The 15,437-nt window shown below is 60.8% G+C and carries 17 protein-coding genes; 5 read left to right on the forward strand and 12 right to left on the reverse strand.

Annotated elements, in window-relative coordinates:
- The first annotated feature begins 7 nt into the window (after positions 1 to 7).
- From ACZRJ6_RS19515 to ACZRJ6_RS19525, 3 genes are all read left to right on the forward strand, one after another.
- Positions 8 to 796, forward strand: a complete 789-nt coding sequence (locus tag ACZRJ6_RS19515) for an AraC family transcriptional regulator (RefSeq protein ID WP_463969229.1) — start codon at positions 8 to 10, stop codon at positions 794 to 796.
- 71 nt (positions 797 to 867) lie between these two features.
- Positions 868 to 1,170, forward strand: coding sequence for a PsiF family protein (locus ACZRJ6_RS19520; protein ID WP_133101470.1), 303 nt, complete (start codon positions 868 to 870; stop codon positions 1,168 to 1,170).
- Between the two features lie 176 nt (positions 1,171 to 1,346).
- Entirely contained in the window at positions 1,347 to 2,360 is a 1,014-nt protein-coding gene (locus ACZRJ6_RS19525) for an AI-2E family transporter (RefSeq protein ID WP_133101471.1), read from the forward strand.
- 133 nt (positions 2,361 to 2,493) lie between these two features.
- Here the strand turns inward: ACZRJ6_RS19525 and ACZRJ6_RS19530 are convergent, their stop codons facing one another.
- Entirely contained in the window at positions 2,494 to 3,762 is a 1,269-nt protein-coding gene (locus tag ACZRJ6_RS19530) for an Hsp70 family protein (RefSeq protein WP_463969145.1), read from the reverse strand.
- Positions 3,763 to 4,061: 299 nt separating this feature from the next.
- On the opposite strand from ACZRJ6_RS19530, the gene ACZRJ6_RS19535 reads away from it, so the two are divergent.
- Positions 4,062 to 5,006, forward strand: a complete 945-nt coding sequence (locus tag ACZRJ6_RS19535; protein WP_463969146.1) for a DnaJ C-terminal domain-containing protein — start codon at positions 4,062 to 4,064, stop codon at positions 5,004 to 5,006.
- A gap of 2 nt (positions 5,007 to 5,008) precedes the next feature.
- Positions 5,009 to 5,317, forward strand: a complete 309-nt coding sequence (locus ACZRJ6_RS19540) for a chaperone modulator CbpM (RefSeq protein WP_133101474.1) — start codon at positions 5,009 to 5,011, stop codon at positions 5,315 to 5,317.
- 26 nt (positions 5,318 to 5,343) lie between these two features.
- On the opposite strand, the gene ureC is transcribed toward ACZRJ6_RS19540, so the two are convergent.
- The 11 genes from ureC to urtA form a co-directional block, all read right to left on the reverse strand.
- Positions 5,344 to 7,044 (reverse strand): urease subunit alpha, encoded by a 1,701-nt coding sequence (gene ureC, locus ACZRJ6_RS19545; protein ID WP_463969147.1) that lies wholly within the window; start codon positions 7,042 to 7,044, stop codon positions 5,344 to 5,346.
- A gap of 107 nt (positions 7,045 to 7,151) precedes the next feature.
- Entirely contained in the window at positions 7,152 to 7,460 is a 309-nt protein-coding gene (locus ACZRJ6_RS19550; RefSeq protein WP_463969148.1) for an urease subunit beta, read from the reverse strand.
- Positions 7,457 to 7,990, reverse strand: a complete 534-nt coding sequence (locus ACZRJ6_RS19555) for a GNAT family N-acetyltransferase (RefSeq protein ID WP_463969149.1) — start codon at positions 7,988 to 7,990, stop codon at positions 7,457 to 7,459. The genes ACZRJ6_RS19550 and ACZRJ6_RS19555 overlap by 4 nt, the downstream gene beginning before the upstream one ends.
- A gap of 6 nt (positions 7,991 to 7,996) precedes the next feature.
- A complete protein-coding gene (locus tag ACZRJ6_RS19560; protein WP_463969150.1) occupies positions 7,997 to 8,527 on the reverse strand; it encodes an N-acetyltransferase family protein in 531 nt (176 codons plus the stop codon).
- A gap of 9 nt (positions 8,528 to 8,536) precedes the next feature.
- Positions 8,537 to 8,839, reverse strand: a complete 303-nt coding sequence (locus ACZRJ6_RS19565; protein ID WP_133101479.1) for an urease subunit gamma — start codon at positions 8,837 to 8,839, stop codon at positions 8,537 to 8,539.
- Positions 8,840 to 8,882: 43 nt separating this feature from the next.
- Positions 8,883 to 9,722 (reverse strand): urease accessory protein UreD, encoded by an 840-nt coding sequence (locus ACZRJ6_RS19570; protein WP_463969151.1) that lies wholly within the window; start codon positions 9,720 to 9,722, stop codon positions 8,883 to 8,885.
- Between the two features lie 30 nt (positions 9,723 to 9,752).
- On the reverse strand, positions 9,753 to 10,451 hold the full coding sequence (gene urtE / locus ACZRJ6_RS19575) for an urea ABC transporter ATP-binding subunit UrtE (RefSeq protein WP_133101481.1): 699 nt from the start codon (positions 10,449 to 10,451) through the stop codon (positions 9,753 to 9,755).
- Positions 10,452 to 10,514: 63 nt separating this feature from the next.
- On the reverse strand, positions 10,515 to 11,375 hold the full coding sequence (gene urtD / locus ACZRJ6_RS19580) for an urea ABC transporter ATP-binding protein UrtD (protein ID WP_463969152.1): 861 nt from the start codon (positions 11,373 to 11,375) through the stop codon (positions 10,515 to 10,517).
- The gene (urtC, locus tag ACZRJ6_RS19585) at positions 11,372 to 12,451 is read right to left on the reverse strand and encodes an urea ABC transporter permease subunit UrtC (RefSeq protein WP_463969153.1); all 1,080 of its coding nucleotides are present in this window, start codon (positions 12,449 to 12,451) and stop codon (positions 11,372 to 11,374) included. The genes urtD and urtC overlap by 4 nt, the downstream gene beginning before the upstream one ends.
- On the reverse strand, positions 12,451 to 13,953 hold the full coding sequence (gene urtB / locus ACZRJ6_RS19590) for an urea ABC transporter permease subunit UrtB (protein WP_463969154.1): 1,503 nt from the start codon (positions 13,951 to 13,953) through the stop codon (positions 12,451 to 12,453). The genes urtC and urtB overlap by 1 nt, the downstream gene beginning before the upstream one ends.
- A 93-nt stretch (positions 13,954 to 14,046) precedes the next feature.
- The gene (gene urtA, locus ACZRJ6_RS19595; protein ID WP_463969155.1) at positions 14,047 to 15,312 is read right to left on the reverse strand and encodes an urea ABC transporter substrate-binding protein; all 1,266 of its coding nucleotides are present in this window, start codon (positions 15,310 to 15,312) and stop codon (positions 14,047 to 14,049) included.
- Positions 15,313 to 15,437 lie beyond the last annotated feature (125 nt).

Raw genomic sequence — 15,437 nt, forward strand, 5'->3', positions numbered from 1 at the left:
AGACAATATGCGCAAGAAGTACATCAACCTTCCCGATTTCGCCGCGCTGCCGGCCCCGGTGTACTTCCGCTACTCCGAATTCGAGGCCGACACCCACGCCAGTGCCCACCAGCACGCCTGGGGCTCCCTGGATTACTCGGCCCGTGGCGTGATGCGCTTTGAAGTGGCCGGCAGCCGCTTCATGTCGCCGCCGCAATACGCAGTGTGGATTCCGCCGAACACCCAGCATAGTTCCTACAACGCCCAGGCAATTGTCTACCGCTCGGTGTATCTCGCGCCGGAACTCTGCGAACAACTGCCCAAAGCGCCGTGCACCCTGACCATCAGCGACATCCTCAAGGCGATCCTCAGTGATTTCGCCGAGCGCGACGTGAACATCCCTCAGAACGATGCCGACGTGCGCCTGGCCCAGGTTTTGGTGGACCAACTCAAGCAGGCGCCGGTGCATGATTGTTTCCTGCCTTACGCCAGCAACCCCGGCCTGCTCAGCGTGCTGGAAGGGATGCAGGCTGCGCCTGGCGACAACCGGCCGTTGGCGCAGTGGGCGGTCCAGGTGCATGTCAGTGAGCGCACCCTGGCCCGGCAATTTGTTCGCGAACTGGGCATGAGTTTCGGCGAGTGGCGCCAGCGCCTGCGTTTCCTGGCGGCCATCGAATTACTGGATAGCACCCGCAGCGTCCAGGAAGTGGCTTTTGACTTGGGCTACAGCACCGCGTCGGCCTTTATCGCCATGTTTCAGCGTCAGGCCGGCTGCACGCCGGAGCACTATCGACGGACGAATATACGTAGCAGGTGAAGGTGTAACAGGCTTTGTCTACACTGCAGGGGAGGCCGTGCTCCTCGGCACGGTAACAGGGAGAAAACTCCATGAAGATGTTGCGTATTCCGTTGTTGATGATGGGCTTGCTGATCTGTTCCCAGGGTTTTGCTGCAACTGCCCAGCAAAACAAAATGACCACCTGCAACGCCGAAGCCACCACCAAGACGCTCAAGGGTGATGAGCGCAAAGCCTACATGAGCACCTGCCTCAAGGCCGCTCCGGCTGCCAACGATGCCAAGACATTGACTCCCCAGCAGCAGAAGATGAAAGACTGCAATGCCACCGCCAAGACCAAAGCCCTGGCAGGTGATGCGCGCAAGACCTTTATGAGCACCTGCCTGAAGAAATAATAGCCTCGTGCCATAGAAGGCTGCGACACTCGCACACAGCCCTCTGTAGGCGCGAGCTTGCTCGCGATGAACGTAAGATCAGTGCGTTTATTCAGAATGAGCGCGTTATCGTTAACGCTCATCGCGAGCAAGCTCGCTCCTACAGCATCCTTTAATGCCGTTCGTTTTGAGGCTGTATGCCAACGTTTTCTCAGCGTCATGTGTTGTTACTGGCCAGCTACATCATCATTTTCGGCGGGTTATTGCTGGTACTGCCGTTGAAGCTGCTGCCCAGCCTCTTGGCCGGCCTGTTGGTCTTTGAACTGGTCAATATGCTCACCCCGCAGTTGCAGCGGTTGATCGAAGGTCGGCGCGCGCGCTGGCTGGCGGTGGCATTGCTGGGCACCTTGATCGTCAGCGTGCTGGCGCTGGTTTTTGCCGGCGCCATCAGTTTCCTGCTGCACGAAGCGGAAAATCCCGGGGCGTCCCTGGATAAATTCATGGGTGTGGTAGACCAGGCGCGTGGGCAACTGCCGCCGTTCCTCGATGCCTACCTGCCCGCCAGCGCCGCTGAATTTCGCATCGCCATCGGCGAATGGGTCAGTAAGCACCTGAGCGACTTGCAACTGGTGGGCAAGGACGCGGCGCACATGTTTGTGACGCTGCTGATCGGCATGGTCCTGGGGGCGATCATGGCCTTGCAGCGCGTGCCGGATCTGACCAAGCGCAAACCCCTGGCGGCGGCCTTGTTCGATCGCCTGCATTTGCTGGTCCAGGCCTTTCGCAACATCGTCTTCGCCCAGATCAAGATCGCCGCGCTCAACACGGTATTCACCGCCGTGTTCCTGGCCGTGGTCCTGCCGCTGTGCGGGATTCACCTGCCGCTGACCAAAACCTTGATCGTGCTGACCTTCCTGCTGGGCTTGCTGCCAGTGATTGGCAACCTGATGTCCAACACCCTGATCACCATCGTCGCGCTGTCGCTGTCGATTTGGGTTGCCGTGGCGGCGCTGGGTTACCTGATCGTGATCCACAAGGTGGAATACTTTCTCAACGCACGCATCGTCGGCGGGCAGATCAGTGCCAAATCCTGGGAGTTGCTGTTGGCGATGCTGGTGTTCGAAGCAGCCTTCGGCCTGCCGGGGGTGGTGGCGGGGCCGATTTACTATGCGTACTTGAAGAGTGAGTTGAAGCTTGGGGGGATGGTTTAGGAGCAGCGGCAAGCTGTAGGAGCGAGCTTGCTCGCGAAAAACTCGAGAGCGCCGCGGTTAACCAGCAAGCCCGCGTTAGCGTTCACCACCTTCGCGAGCAAGCTAGCTCCTACAGCTTGACGCTTGCTTCTAGTCAGTACCCGTAGCGCTTGCTCGCCTCAATCGCAAGACCACTGCCAATACTGCCAAAGATATTACCTTCCACATGCCGCGCGTTCGGCAGCATCGCCGACACGCTGTGGCGCAGCGCCGGAATGCCGCTGGAACCGCCGGTAAAGAACACCGTGTCCACTTGGGCCACATCCACCGAGGCATCGTCCAGCAATTGGGTGACGCTGTTGCGGATGCGTTCGAGCAGGTTATCGATGGCCGACTCGAACAACGCCCGGCTCAATTCAACGCTCAGGCCCGGCTCGACCCGGTCGAGCAGCACATGGCGGCTCTCGTCGCGGGTCAGTTGGATCTTGGTTTCTTCCACTTCCATCGCCAGCCAGTGTCCTGCACGTTGCTCGATCAACTTGAACAGGCGGTCGATGCCGCCGGTGTCCTCGATGTCGTAGCGCATGCTGCCCAGGGCCAACTGGGTCTTTTGCGAGTACACCGAGTTGATGGTGTGCCAGGTCGCCAGGTTCATGTGATGGCTGGTGGGCATGTAGGCGCCGCTTTTCATGCGGCTGCCGTAGCCGAACAGCGGCATCATGCCCTGCAGGCTCAGTTGCTTGTCAAAGTCGGTACCGCCGATGTGCACGCCGCCGGTGGCGAGAATATCGTCGTGGCGGTTGTCCAGGTCGCGCCGCTCAGGCGACAGGCGCACCAGGGAGAAGTCAGAGGTACCGCCGCCGATATCGACAATCAGGACAAGCTCTTCTTTTTCGATGGTCGACTCATAGTCAAACGCAGCGGCAATCGGCTCGTACTGGAAGGAGACTTCCTTGAAGCCGATCTTGCGGGCGACGTCCACCAAGGTGTCTTCGGCTTCCTTGTCGGCCATCGGGTCGTCGTCAACAAAAAACACCGGGCGGCCCAGCACCACTTCTTCGAACTCACGCCCGGCGGTGCTTTCGGCGCGCTGCTTCAACTGGCCGATAAACAGCGCCAACAGGTCCTTGAACGGCATGGCCGTGCCCAAAATGCTGGTGTCGTGTTTGATCAGCTTGGAACCCAGCAGGCTCTTGAGCGAGCGCATCAGGCGGCCTTCGTAACCTTCCAGGTACTCGTGCAGCGCAAGGCGGCCGTAGACAGGGCGGCGCTCTTCGAAGTTGAAGAACACCACCGAAGGCAGGGTGATTTTGTCGTCCTCCAGCGCGATAAGCGTTTCCATGCCGGGGCGGATCCAGCCGACAGTGGAGTTGGACGTGCCAAAGTCGATGCCACAGGCACGGGCTGGGGATAGGTTTTTCATGTCTTTCGGGTTCCGGTTGAAAAACGGCCGCGCAGTGTATGTCACCCACGTTCAGATGCGTAGGCCGACTATCCGCTAAATACAACGGACTTGTTACCTTGAAAGGTCAGCGTTTGCCCCCAAATCCCCTCCATACGGTTGGTGGCTGACGCATTTATCAAGATTGCTCGTCACGCCGCCGATAAACTTCTGACGCACCCCTCGGTCACAAGATTGAGATCGGCCAATCCAAACGCCGCAAACAGGCGCATGCTGTGCCGCTGGCAGTGCGATATCGATAACGGATGGTGATGCCCCCGATGGACTTCAAAGACTATTACAAGATTCTCGGCGTAGAGCCGACAGCGGACGACAAGGCGATCAAGGCGGCCTATCGCAAGCTGGCACGTAAATATCATCCCGACGTCAGCAAGGAAAAGGATGCCGAAGCCAAGTTCAAGGACGCGTCCGAAGCCTATGAAGCGCTGAAAAGCGCCGACAAGCGCGCCGAATACGACGATTTGCGCAAATACGGTCAGCATGGCCAGCCGTTCCAGGGCCCGCCAGGCTGGCAGAGCCGTGGCGGCTATGGCGGCAGTCAAGACACCGGCGATTTTTCGGATTTCTTCAGCTCGATCTTTGGCTCGCGTGGCAATGGTTTTGGTGGTGCCCAGGGCCATAGTGCCGGGCGTCGAGGACAAGATGTGGAAATGGAGTTGCCGATTTTCCTGGAAGAGACCCTGTCCAACGAGTCCAAGCCGATCAACTTCCAGGTGCCGCAGTACAACGCGGCGGGCCAGCACGTCAGCAACACCACCAAAAGCCTGAACGTGAAGATCCCGGCCGGTGTGGCCGACGGCGAACGCATCCGCCTCAAGGGCCAGGGCGCGCCGGGCATTGGCGGCGGTGCCAATGGCGATCTGTACTTGATCATCAAGTTTGCGCCTCATCCGAAATTCGATGTGGAAGGTGAAAACCTGATCATCACCCTGCCGCTGGCTCCGTGGGAGTTGGCACTGGGCACGGAAGTCGCGGTACCGACCCTCACCGGCAAGATCAACCTGAAAGTGCCGGCCGGCAGCCAGAACGGCCAGCGCATGCGCGCCAAGGGCCACGGTTTGCTGAACAAGGCCGGGCAGCGCGGTTATCTGTTTGTGCAACTCAAGGCGGTCATGCCCAAAAGCGCCGACGACGAGGTCAAGGCGTTGTGGCAGGAACTGGCGAACAAGGCCGCTTTCGATCCGAGAGAATCATGGAGTAGCTAACGATGAGCAGTCCCCACGTGGTTCAAGTGAACATGACCGAGTTTTGTGAGGCCACCGATTTGTCGGTGGCCTACGTGATCGAGATCGTCGAACACGGCATCCTTGAACCGGAGGGGGCGAGTCCCGAGTCCTGGCGTTTTACCGATTACGAGTTGGCCGTGGCCAAGCGAGCGTCGGCGTTGCGCAAGGATCTGGAACTGGAGTGGGAAGGCGTCGCCCTGGCGCTGGACCTGCTCGAAGAGGTCCAGCAACTGCGGTCCGAGAACCAGATGCTCAAGCAGCGGTTGGGGCGGTTGGTGCAAAACCCCTGACGCGGCTCACGCCTGCCGATGACCGGTCAGAACAGAAAATACCGCTGGGCCATCGGCAACACATCCGCCGGTTCACACCACAGCAGTACCCCGTCGGCCTTGACCTGATAGGTCTGCGGGTCGACTTCGATGTCTGGCAGGTAGTCGTTGTGGATCAGGTCGGTTTTCTGCACGTCCCGGCAGCCTTTGACCACCGCGATCTGCTTCTTCAATCCCAGTGCTTGTGGCAAGCCGTCCGCCAGTGCCGCCTGGCTGATAAAGGTCAGGCTGGTAGCGTGCAGCGAGCTGCCAAAGCTGGCGAACATCGGCCGGTAGTGAACCGGTTGTGGCGTGGGGATCGAGGCGTTGGCGTCGCCCATGAGGCTTGTGGCAATCGCTCCGCCCTTGAGGATCAGGGTTGGTTTGACGCCAAAGAACGCCGGGCGCCACAGCACAAGATCGGCCCACTTGCCCACTTCGATGGAGCCCACTTCATGGCTGATACCGTGGGTGATCGCCGGGTTGATGGTGTACTTGGCGATGTAGCGCTTGGCGCGGAAGTTGTCGTTGCCCTCACCGTCGCCCGGCAGCGGGCCGCGCTGCTTTTTCATCTTGTCGGCGGTCTGCCAGGTTCGGGTGATGACCTCGCCGACGCGGCCCATGGCCTGGCTGTCGGAGCTGATCATCGAGAACGCGCCGAGGTCGTGGAGGATGTCTTCGGCGGCGATGGTTTCGCGGCGGATGCGGCTTTCGGCGAAGGCCACGTCTTCGGCAATGCTCGGGTCCAGGTGATGGCAGACCATCAACATGTCCAGGTGTTCGTCGATGGTGTTGCGGGTGAACGGCCGAGTCGGGTTGGTAGAGCTGGGCAGCACGTTGGGCAAGCCACAGGCCTTGATAATGTCCGGCGCATGGCCGCCCCCGGCGCCTTCGGTGTGGTAGGTGTGAATGGTGCGGCCCTTGAAGGCGGCGAGGGTGGTTTCGACGAAGCCGGATTCGTTGAGGGTGTCGCTGTGGATCGCCACTTGCACGTCGTACTGGTCAGCGACCGTCAGGCAGTTGTCGATACTCGCCGGCGTCGTGCCCCAGTCTTCGTGCAGCTTCAAGCCAATGGCGCCGGCCTTGACCTGTTCGATCAATGGCTGCGGCAGGCTGGCGTTGCCCTTGCCGGTAAAACCGATGTTCATCGGGAACGAATCCGATGCCTGGAGCATCCGCGCCAGGTGCCACGGGCCCGAGGTGCAGGTGGTGGCATTGGTACCGGTGGCTGGGCCGGTGCCGCCGCCGATCATCGTGGTGACGCCGCTGGTCAGCGCTTCCTCGATTTGCTGTGGGCAGATGAAGTGCACGTGGGTGTCGATACCGCCGGCGGTAAGGATCATGCCTTCGCCAGCAATCACCTCGGTGCTGGCGCCGACGCAGATGGTCACGCCGGGCTGGATATCCGGGTTGCCGGCCTTGCCGATGGCGGCGATGCGGCCGTTTTTCAGGCCAACGTCGGCCTTGACGATGCCCCAGTGGTCGATGATCAGCGCGTTGGTGATTAGGGTGTCGACCACTTCAGCGGCCAGCAGTTGGCTTTGGCCCATGCCATCGCGGATCACTTTGCCGCCGCCGAATTTCACTTCCTCGCCGTAGGTGGTGAAGTCTTTTTCCACTTCCACCCACAGCTCGGTGTCGGCCAGGCGGACCTTGTCACCGACGGTGGGGCCGAACATGTCTGCATAAGCTTGGCGGGAGATTTTCATTGGAAATCCTTGCGCATAGATGAGGTTCTACACTGATTTATTCTGGCAAACCGGCTTGTGTGGCGAACGGGCTTGCCACACAAGCCCGCTAGGCAAAACAAATCTGTTCAATCCAGGTCGCCCATGATCCGTCCGGCAAAGCCGTACACCCGGCGCAAGCCACTCAAGTCCACCAGCTCCACCTCGCGACTCTGCCCCGGCTCAAACCGCACCGCCGTGCCCGCCGCTATGTTCAGGCGCATGCCACGGCTGGCCGCACGATCAAATGTCAGCGCGTCGTTGGTCTCGAAAAAATGGTAATGCGAGCCAACCTGGATCGGCCGGTCGCCGCTGTTGGCCACATTCAGGCTGAGGGTGCGGCGGCCGACATTGAGTTCAATGTCGCCAGGCCGGATTCGGTATTCGCCAGGAATCATTCAGGTTTTCCCAGGGTCTTGAAGTAGATGGCGGTCGAGCTGTAGCGTCCGTCCGGGCTTTGGCAGTAGTTGGGCAGTTCCCCGATCTTGATGTAGGCCTGAGACTGGTAGAACGCTTCAGCCGGTGAGCCGACTTCGGTGTCCAGGTACAGCAGGCCGCGCTTGTACTGGCGAGCGCTTCGCTCCAGCGCATTCATCAATTGTTGGCCCAGGCCACGGCGTTGTGCCTCGTTGAGTACCAGCAACTTTTGCACCTCGGCGCGGTTCAGGCCGTTGGCTTTCTGGCACAGCGCCAGTTGCACGCTGGCCAGTACCTGTTCATCGCGAACCACCGCCCACAGCAACAGGCTGCCGTCTTCGATGCCGGCCTGCACGCTATTGAAATAGCTGCGGGCCTGGGCTTCGTCGAGGTCGGCCATGAAGCCGACCGATGCGCCGTGCTGCACGGCGTCCAGCAACAGCTCAATCAAGCCCTGGCGGTAATGGGCAAAACTTTCAGCATTGACGAGACGCAGGTGGGCGGCGTTCATCGGTTGTTACTCCTTGTTTACGGCAGGCGGCTCCGCGCCGGGGTTAAGCGTCAGTTGCATAAAGGTCAGGTCCAGCCAGCGGCCGAACTTGGTGCCCACTTGCGGCATCTGCCCGGTGATGGTGAAGCCCTGGCGCTCATGCAGGCGGATCGACGCCTGGTTGCCGCTTTCGATGGCGGCGACCATTACGTGTTTGTCGCAGGTTTTCGCCCGCTCGATCAGGGTTTCCATCAGGCGTGGACCGAGGCCCTTGCCGCGCTGGTCGTTGCGCACGTACACCGAGTGCTCGACGGTGTGGCGAAATCCCTCGAAGGGCCGCCAATCGCCGAATGAAGCGTAGCCGAGCACCTGATTGTCTTCGACCGCCACCAGAATCGGGTAGAACTGCGCCTGGCGCGCACTGAACCAGGCCTGGCGATTGCTCAGGTCCACCAGTTGCTCGTTCCAGATCGCCATGGTGTTGAGCACTGCATCGTTGTAGATATCGCGGATTGCCGGGAGGTCGCTGTGTACTGCATCACGAATCAGCATAGACATGGCCGGGTCTCAGGCGATGGGCTGGTGGACGGTCACCAGTTTGGTGCCGTCGGGGAAGGTGGCTTCTACCTGGATATCCGGGATCATTTCCGGGATACCTTCCATCACTTGCTCACGGCTGAGCAGGGTGGTGCCGAAATACATCAAGTCGGCCACGGTCCGGCCATCGCGGGCGCCTTCCAGCAGTGCTGCCGAGATATACGCCATGGCTTCCGGGTAGTTGAGCTTCACACCGCGCGCCAATCGCCGCTCGGCCACCAGGCCTGCGGTGAAGATCAGCAGTTTGTCTTTTTCCCGAGGGGTCAGGTCCATCGTTCGAAGTCCGTTTTTGGGCAATTTAAAGGATGCGTGTTGTTCATGTGTTCCAGATCCTCGGCTCCAACGCCTCATGCCCAAGCAATGCCGGGCGTAGCAAGCGCCACAACTCAATCAGCCAGCCCCGCGCCAGCAATGCTTCGCTGGCCAGGCAGCGTGCCACCAGCAAGCCGGGCAATTGCGTCAGGTCGCCGCGCACTGCATGGGGCAGCGAGCGACACTGTTCCAATAAGTCACTGTCAATTTCACCGGTCACCAATAACGTGGCAAACACCGATTTCCCATCCAGGCCAATCGGCGAGTCGAGCAAACCGTCGCCGCCCACAATGCGCTGGCGTTCGTGCCAGAGCAACTGGCCGTCGCGGCGGATATCCAGGTGGGACTGGAAGTGCCCAAGGTCGAAGCGCTCGCCGCTGGCCGGTCGTCCCAGCGCCACCACGTCCCAGTAGAACAGCCGGGCGTCGCCTTGCAGGGCAATGCGCGTGGTGAGTTCGGCCTGGGCGGCGCTGAACACGATAGTTTCCTGGGGTAGCCATTCCAGGGTAGCGCCGGCTTCGACCGACAATTCCAGCTGTTGATAGGCCGGGCCGCCAGCGCGGTACCACTTGGCGGCCCCGGGGCTGGTCAGTTGCGCCCAGGCGCCTTCGCCGACATGGACGCTGATGTCCAGCCGGTCACCCCCGGCAATTCCGCCCGGCGGGTGGACGATAATGTGCTGGCACACCTCGGGGCCTTCGGCGTACAGGTGCTTTTGCACCCGCAGCGGGCCCTTGTGGCGGCGCAGGACCGGGCGCGTAGTGTCGCCAAAGCGCGCGTAGGCCAGTGTAAGCTCGGCATGCCAGTTGGGGGTGAACAGGGCGGGGGAGACAGGCTGGTTCATGGTCAGTGCTTATCGTCAGGACGCTACAGGTTAGATGGTAACCAGGCCGCGTACACCGTCGGCTTCCATATTTTCTCCACGGCCCTGCTGGACGATTTCACCCCGTGACATCACCAGGTACTGATCAGCCAGTTCGGCGGCAAAATCGTAGAACTGCTCCACCAGCAGGATCGCCATGTCGCCACGGGCGGCGAGCTTTTTGATCACCACGCCGATTTCCTTGATCACCGACGGTTGGATGCCTTCGGTGGGCTCATCCAGAATCAACAGGCGCGGACGACTGGCCAGCGCTCGGCCAATCGCCAGTTGCTGTTGCTGGCCCCCAGACAAGTCGCCGCCCCGGCGTTGTTTCATTTGCAGCAGCACCGGGAACAATTCGTAGATAAAAGCCGGGACTTCCTTGGCTTCGGCGCCAGGGAAGCGGGACAGGCCCATCAACAGGTTTTCTTCCACGGTCAGTCGCCCGAAAATCTCCCGGCCCTGGGGTACGTAGGCGATCCCCGCGTGCACCCGCTGGTGCGGCTTGAAGCCGGTGATGGTCTTGCCTTCCCAGTTCACTGCGCCCTCTTTTGCCGGCAGCAGGCCCATCAGGCATTTGAGCAACGTGGTCTTGCCCACGCCGTTGCGGCCCAGTAGGCAGGTGACTTCGCCGACGTTCACGTCAAACGAAAGGCCCCGTAGGATATGGCTACCGCCGTAGTATTGGTGCAGCTTGTCGACTTGCAGCATGTTCAAAACCTCCTTAATTCCAGAGCCTATTGTGGCAAGCCCGCTCGCCACAAACAGCGCCGGTCAGCGACCGAGATACACCTCGATCACCCGCTCATTTTCCTGCACCTGTGCAAGCGACCCTTCGGCCAACACGCTGCCTTGGTGCAATACGGTGACGTGGTCGGCAATCGAGCCGACAAAGCCCATGTCGTGTTCCACCACCATCAACGAATGCTTGTCCGCCAGGCGCTTGAACAGTTCTGCGGTGAATTCGGTTTCGGCGTCGGTCATGCCCGCCACCGGTTCGTCCAGCAGCAACAGTTGCGGGTCTTGCATCAGCAACATGCCGATTTCCAGGAACTGCTTCTGACCGTGGGACAGCAAGCCGGCCGGGCGATGGACCGAGGCGGTGAGGCGAATGGTGTCCAGCACTTCGTCGATGCGATCCTTCTGTTCACCACTCAGGCGCGCCCGCAGGCTGGCCCATACCGACTTGTCGGTCTTCTGCGCCAGCTCCAGGTTTTCGAACACGCTCAGGGCTTCGAACACCGTAGGCTTTTGGAACTTGCGACCGATCCCGGCCTGGGCGATCTGCACTTCGCTCAGCGCCGTCAGGTCCAGGGTTTCGCCGAACCAGGCCTTGCCGTGGCTGGGTCGGGTCTTGCCGGTGATCACGTCCATTAGCGTGGTCTTGCCCGCGCCATTGGGGCCGATAATGCAGCGCAGTTCACCGACGCCGATGTACAGGTTCAGGTCGTTGAGGGCCTTGAATCCGTCGAAGCTGACGCTGATATCTTCCAGGGTCAGGATGGTGCCGTGGCGGGTATTGAGGCCCTTGCCAGCCGCCTGGCCGAGGCCGATGGCGTCGCGGCTGGTGCCTTGGTCCTTGTTGGGTTCCAGGATCGGTTCGAGCATGAATTCAGCCGTTGCAGTGACTCTCATGATTCGCCCCTCTTCTTCAGCAGACCGATTACACCCTTGGGCAAGTACAGGGTCACGATGATGAACAGCGCTCCAAGGAAGAACAGCCAGTACTCGGGGAAGGCCACGGTAAACCAGCTCTTCATGCCGTTGACCACACCTGCGCCCAGCAGCGGACCGATCAGCGTGCCGCGCCCGCCCAGTGCCACCCACACGGCGGCTTCAATGGAGTTGGTCGGTGACATTTCGCTGGGGTTGATGATCCCCACTTGCGGCACATACAACGCACCCGCCAGGCCACACAGCACCGCACTCAAGACCCAGACAAACAACTTGAATCCGCGCGGGTCGTAGCCACAGAACATCAGGCGGTTCTCGGCATCGCGCAGTGCCGTCAGTACCCGGCCGAACTTGCTTTGCGCCAGGCGCCAGCCGATGTACAGGCTCGCTACCAGCAACAGCACGGTGGCGAAAAACAGCACTGCCCGCGTTCCCGGTTCGGTGATGCCAAAGCCAAGGATGCTGCGAAAATTGGTAAAGCCGTTATTGCCGCCAAATCCGGTCTCGTTGCGAAAGAACAGCAGCATTCCGGCGAAGGTCAAAGCCTGGGTCATGATCGAAAAATATACGCCCTTGATCCGCGAGCGGAAGGCGAAGAAACCGAACACCAGCGCCAACAACCCCGGCGCCAACACCACCAGGCACATCGCCCAGAGGAAGTGATTGGTACCGACCCAATACCACGGCAACTCAGTCCATGACAGGAAGGTCATGAACGCCGGCAATTCATCACCAGAGGCCTGACGCATCAGGTACATGCCCATGGCGTAACCACCGAGGGCAAAGAACAAACCGTGGCCCAGGGACAACATCCCGGCGTAACCCCAGACCAGGTCCAGGGCCAGCGCGACGATGGCGTAGCAGAGGATCTTGCCCACCAGCGTCAGGGTATAAGCCGAGACGTGCAGCGGGTTTTCCGGCGACAGCAGGGAGCACAGCGGCAAGGCCAGCAGCAGGATCAGGATCACCACACCGACGGCAATCGTCACCTTGGGCCCGGCCTTTTGCGCGGCAGTCAGCATCAATGGCTGGTTCATCAGTCGATCACCCGTCCTTTCAGTGCGAAGAGTCCTTGCGGGCGTTTCTGGATAAACAGAATGATCAGCGCGAGGATCAGGATCTTGCCGAGCACGGCGCCGATCTGCGGCTCAAGAATCTTGTTGGCGATGCCCAAACCGAAAGCGGCCATGACGCTGCCGGCCAACTGGCCGACGCCGCCGAGCACCACCACCAGGAACGAGTCGATGATGTAGCTCTGGCCCAGGTCCGGGCCGACGTTGCCAATTTGACTCAAGGCCACGCCACCCAAGCCTGCGATGCCGGAACCGAGGCCAAAGGCGAGCATGTCGACGCGCCCGGTGGGCACGCCGCAGCAGGCGGCCATGTTGCGGTTCTGGGTCACCGCTCGCACATTGAGGCCCAGGCGGGTTTTGTTCAGCAGCAGCCAGGTCAGCACCACCACACACAGGGCGAAGGCGATGATGACGATGCGGTTGTACGGCAGCACCAGGTTGGGCAGCACTTGAATCCCGCCCGACAACCAGGCCGGGTTGGCCACTTCAACGTTCTGCGCACCGAACACCAGGCGCACCAGTTGGATCAGCATCAGGCTGATGCCCCAGGTGGCGAGCAGTGTTTCCAAGGGCCGGCCGTAGAGGTGACGAATCACTGTGCGCTCCAGGACCATGCCGATGGCGGCGGTGACAAAAAACGCCACCGGCAGCGCGATCAGCGGATAGAACTCGATGGCCTGGGGCGCGTAGCGCTGCATCAGCAACTGCACCACATAGGTGGAGTAAGCGCCGAGCATCAGCATCTCGCCGTGGGCCATGTTGATCACCCCGAGCAAGCCGAAGGTGATCGCCAAACCGAGAGCCGCCAGCAGCAGGATCGAACCCAGGGACATGCCACTGAAGGCCTGGCCGAGGATCTCGCCCACCAGCAGTTTGCGCTTGACCTGGGCCAGGCTGGTTTCGGCGGCGGTGTGCACGGCAGCGTCGGTTTCCACGCCTGGGGCCAGCAGGCTTTCCAGGCGGGTGCGGGCCAGCGGGTCGCCGGTGTTGCCGAGTAGGCGCACGGCGGCCAGGCGTACGGCCGGGTCGGTGTCCACCAGTTGCAGGCTGGCCAAGGCCAGGCTCAGGGCGGCGTGGACGTCGTCGTTGGTCTCAGCGGCGAGTTGCTGGTCGAGGAATTTCAGCTGCGCAGGTTGGGCGCTTTTTTGTAGGGTTTGCGCTGCTGCCTGGCGAATCCTGGGATCGGCGGCGAGCAGTTGCTGGCTAGCTTGCACGTTGTCGATCAGGCCGCGCAGGCGGTTGTTCAGGCGTACGGTTTTGGTTTCGCCATTGACCGTGAGTTGGCCTTGTTGCAGGGCGTTGACCAACTCGATGCGGGCCAGATCGGGCTGGGCGGCCCAGTCTTGCAGCAGCTTGGCTTGTTGGGTCGGGTTGGCGGCCAGGAAATCGTCGGCATCGCCTGCGTGTGCGGCCACGGGCAGCACAAGCAGGACGGCCAGGATGAAGCGGTAGAGGGCAGTAGGCATATCAGTGGGCCTTGCGCGGACAATGTGGGAGCCGGGCTGTTGTGGCGAGGGAGCAAGTGCCCTCGCCACAGGTTATTGGCCAGTCTTCTTGGCTCAGTTGCTCTTCACGGCATAGTCAGGCTTCTTGTCATTGCCCTGAATGTACGGGCTCCACGGCTGGGCACGGACTGGCTCGCTGGTCTGCCACACCACAGAGAACTGACCGTCAGCCTGGATCTCGCCGATCATCACCGGCTTGTGCAGGTGGTGGTTGGTCTTGTCCATGGTCAGAGTGAAACCCGATGGTGCGGCGAAGGTCTGGCCGGCGAGGGCTTCGCGGACCTTGTCGACGTCGGTGGATTTGGCTTTTTCAGCAGCCTGGGCCCACATATGGATGCCGACGTAGGTGGCTTCCATCGGGTCGTTGGTCACGGCTTTGTCCGCGCCCGGCAGGTTGTGAGCCTTGGCGTAGGCTTTCCAGTCAGCCACGAATTTCTTGTTCACCGGGTTTTCCACCGACTGGAAGTAGTTCCACGCCGCGAGGTTGCCCACCAACGGCTTGGTGTCGATGCCGCGCAGTTCTTCTTCACCCACAGAGAAGGCCACCACTGGAACGTCGGTGGCTTTCAGGCCCTGGTTGGCCAGTTCTTTATAGAACGGAACGTTGGAGTCGCCATTCACGGTGGAGATCACCGCAGTCTTGCCGCCGGCGGAGAACTTCTTGATGTTGGCGACGATGGTCTGGTAATCGGCATGACCGAACGGGGTGTAGACCTCTTCGATGTCCTTGTCGGCCACGCCTTTGGAATGCAGGAACGAACGCAGGATTTTATTGGTGGTGCGTGGGTACACATAGTCAGTGCCCAGCAGGAAGAAGCGCTTGGCGCTGCCACCTTCTTCGCTCATCAGGTATTCCACCGCCGGGATCGCCTGCTGGTTAGGCGCGGCACCGGTGTAGAACACGTTGGGCGACATTTCTTCGCCTTCGTATTGCACTGGGTAGAACAGCAGGCCGTTGAGTTCTTCGAACACCGGCAGTACCGATTTGCGCGACACCGAAGTCCAGCAACCAAACACCACCGCGACCTTGTCCTGGGTCAGCAACTGCCGGCCTTTCTCGGCGAACAGCGGCCAGTTCGATGCCGGGTCCACCACCACCGCTTCCAGCATCTTGCCGTTCACGCCACCCTTGGCGTTGATCTCGTCGATGGTCATCAACGCCATGTCCTTGAGGGACGTTTCGGAGATGGCCATGGTCCCGGACAGCGAGTGCAGGATACCGATCTTGATGGTCTCGGCGGCCTGGACAGTCCAGGTCATGCCCATGGCGGCTATGGATGCCGACAGAGTGAAAGCCTTGATCAAGCTGCGACGCTTCATTGTGCAATCTCCATGACTCAACGTTGTTATGTGGGGGCAGATACGGGCATTGAGTGGGTAGTTGCAAGGGGTGTGCCTAGTCGGCAAAAGGCAGGAAATAGTCGGTTTTGCACAGTGGCGGCCGG

It is taken from the genome of Pseudomonas sp. C321 (genome assembly GCF_055407105.1).

Coding starts and splice junctions, on each gene's coding strand:
- ACZRJ6_RS19535 (WP_463969146.1), top strand. CDS start 4,062: ATGGACTTCAAAGACTATTACAAGATTCTCGGCGTAGAGCCGACAGCG.
- ACZRJ6_RS19515 (WP_463969229.1), top strand. CDS start 8: ATGCGCAAGAAGTACATCAACCTTCCCGATTTCGCCGCGCTGCCGGCC.
- ACZRJ6_RS19555 (WP_463969149.1), bottom strand. CDS start 7,990: ATGAACGCCGCCCACCTGCGTCTCGTCAATGCTGAAAGTTTTGCCCAT.
- urtE (WP_133101481.1), bottom strand. CDS start 10,451: ATGCTGCAAGTCGACAAGCTGCACCAATACTACGGCGGTAGCCATATC.
- ureC (WP_463969147.1), bottom strand. CDS start 7,044: ATGAAAATCTCCCGCCAAGCTTATGCAGACATGTTCGGCCCCACCGTC.
- urtD (WP_463969152.1), bottom strand. CDS start 11,375: ATGAGAGTCACTGCAACGGCTGAATTCATGCTCGAACCGATCCTGGAA.
- ACZRJ6_RS19570 (WP_463969151.1), bottom strand. CDS start 9,722: ATGAACCAGCCTGTCTCCCCCGCCCTGTTCACCCCCAACTGGCATGCC.
- ACZRJ6_RS19530 (WP_463969145.1), bottom strand. CDS start 3,762: ATGAAAAACCTATCCCCAGCCCGTGCCTGTGGCATCGACTTTGGCACG.
- ACZRJ6_RS19550 (WP_463969148.1), bottom strand. CDS start 7,460: ATGATTCCTGGCGAATACCGAATCCGGCCTGGCGACATTGAACTCAAT.
- ACZRJ6_RS19520 (WP_133101470.1), top strand. CDS start 868: ATGAAGATGTTGCGTATTCCGTTGTTGATGATGGGCTTGCTGATCTGT.
- urtC (WP_463969153.1), bottom strand. CDS start 12,451: ATGAACCAGCCATTGATGCTGACTGCCGCGCAAAAGGCCGGGCCCAAG.
- ACZRJ6_RS19525 (WP_133101471.1), top strand. CDS start 1,347: ATGCCAACGTTTTCTCAGCGTCATGTGTTGTTACTGGCCAGCTACATC.
- urtA (WP_463969155.1), bottom strand. CDS start 15,312: ATGAAGCGTCGCAGCTTGATCAAGGCTTTCACTCTGTCGGCATCCATA.
- urtB (WP_463969154.1), bottom strand. CDS start 13,953: ATGCCTACTGCCCTCTACCGCTTCATCCTGGCCGTCCTGCTTGTGCTG.
- ACZRJ6_RS19560 (WP_463969150.1), bottom strand. CDS start 8,527: ATGTCTATGCTGATTCGTGATGCAGTACACAGCGACCTCCCGGCAATC.
- ACZRJ6_RS19540 (WP_133101474.1), top strand. CDS start 5,009: ATGAGCAGTCCCCACGTGGTTCAAGTGAACATGACCGAGTTTTGTGAG.
- ACZRJ6_RS19565 (WP_133101479.1), bottom strand. CDS start 8,839: ATGGACCTGACCCCTCGGGAAAAAGACAAACTGCTGATCTTCACCGCA.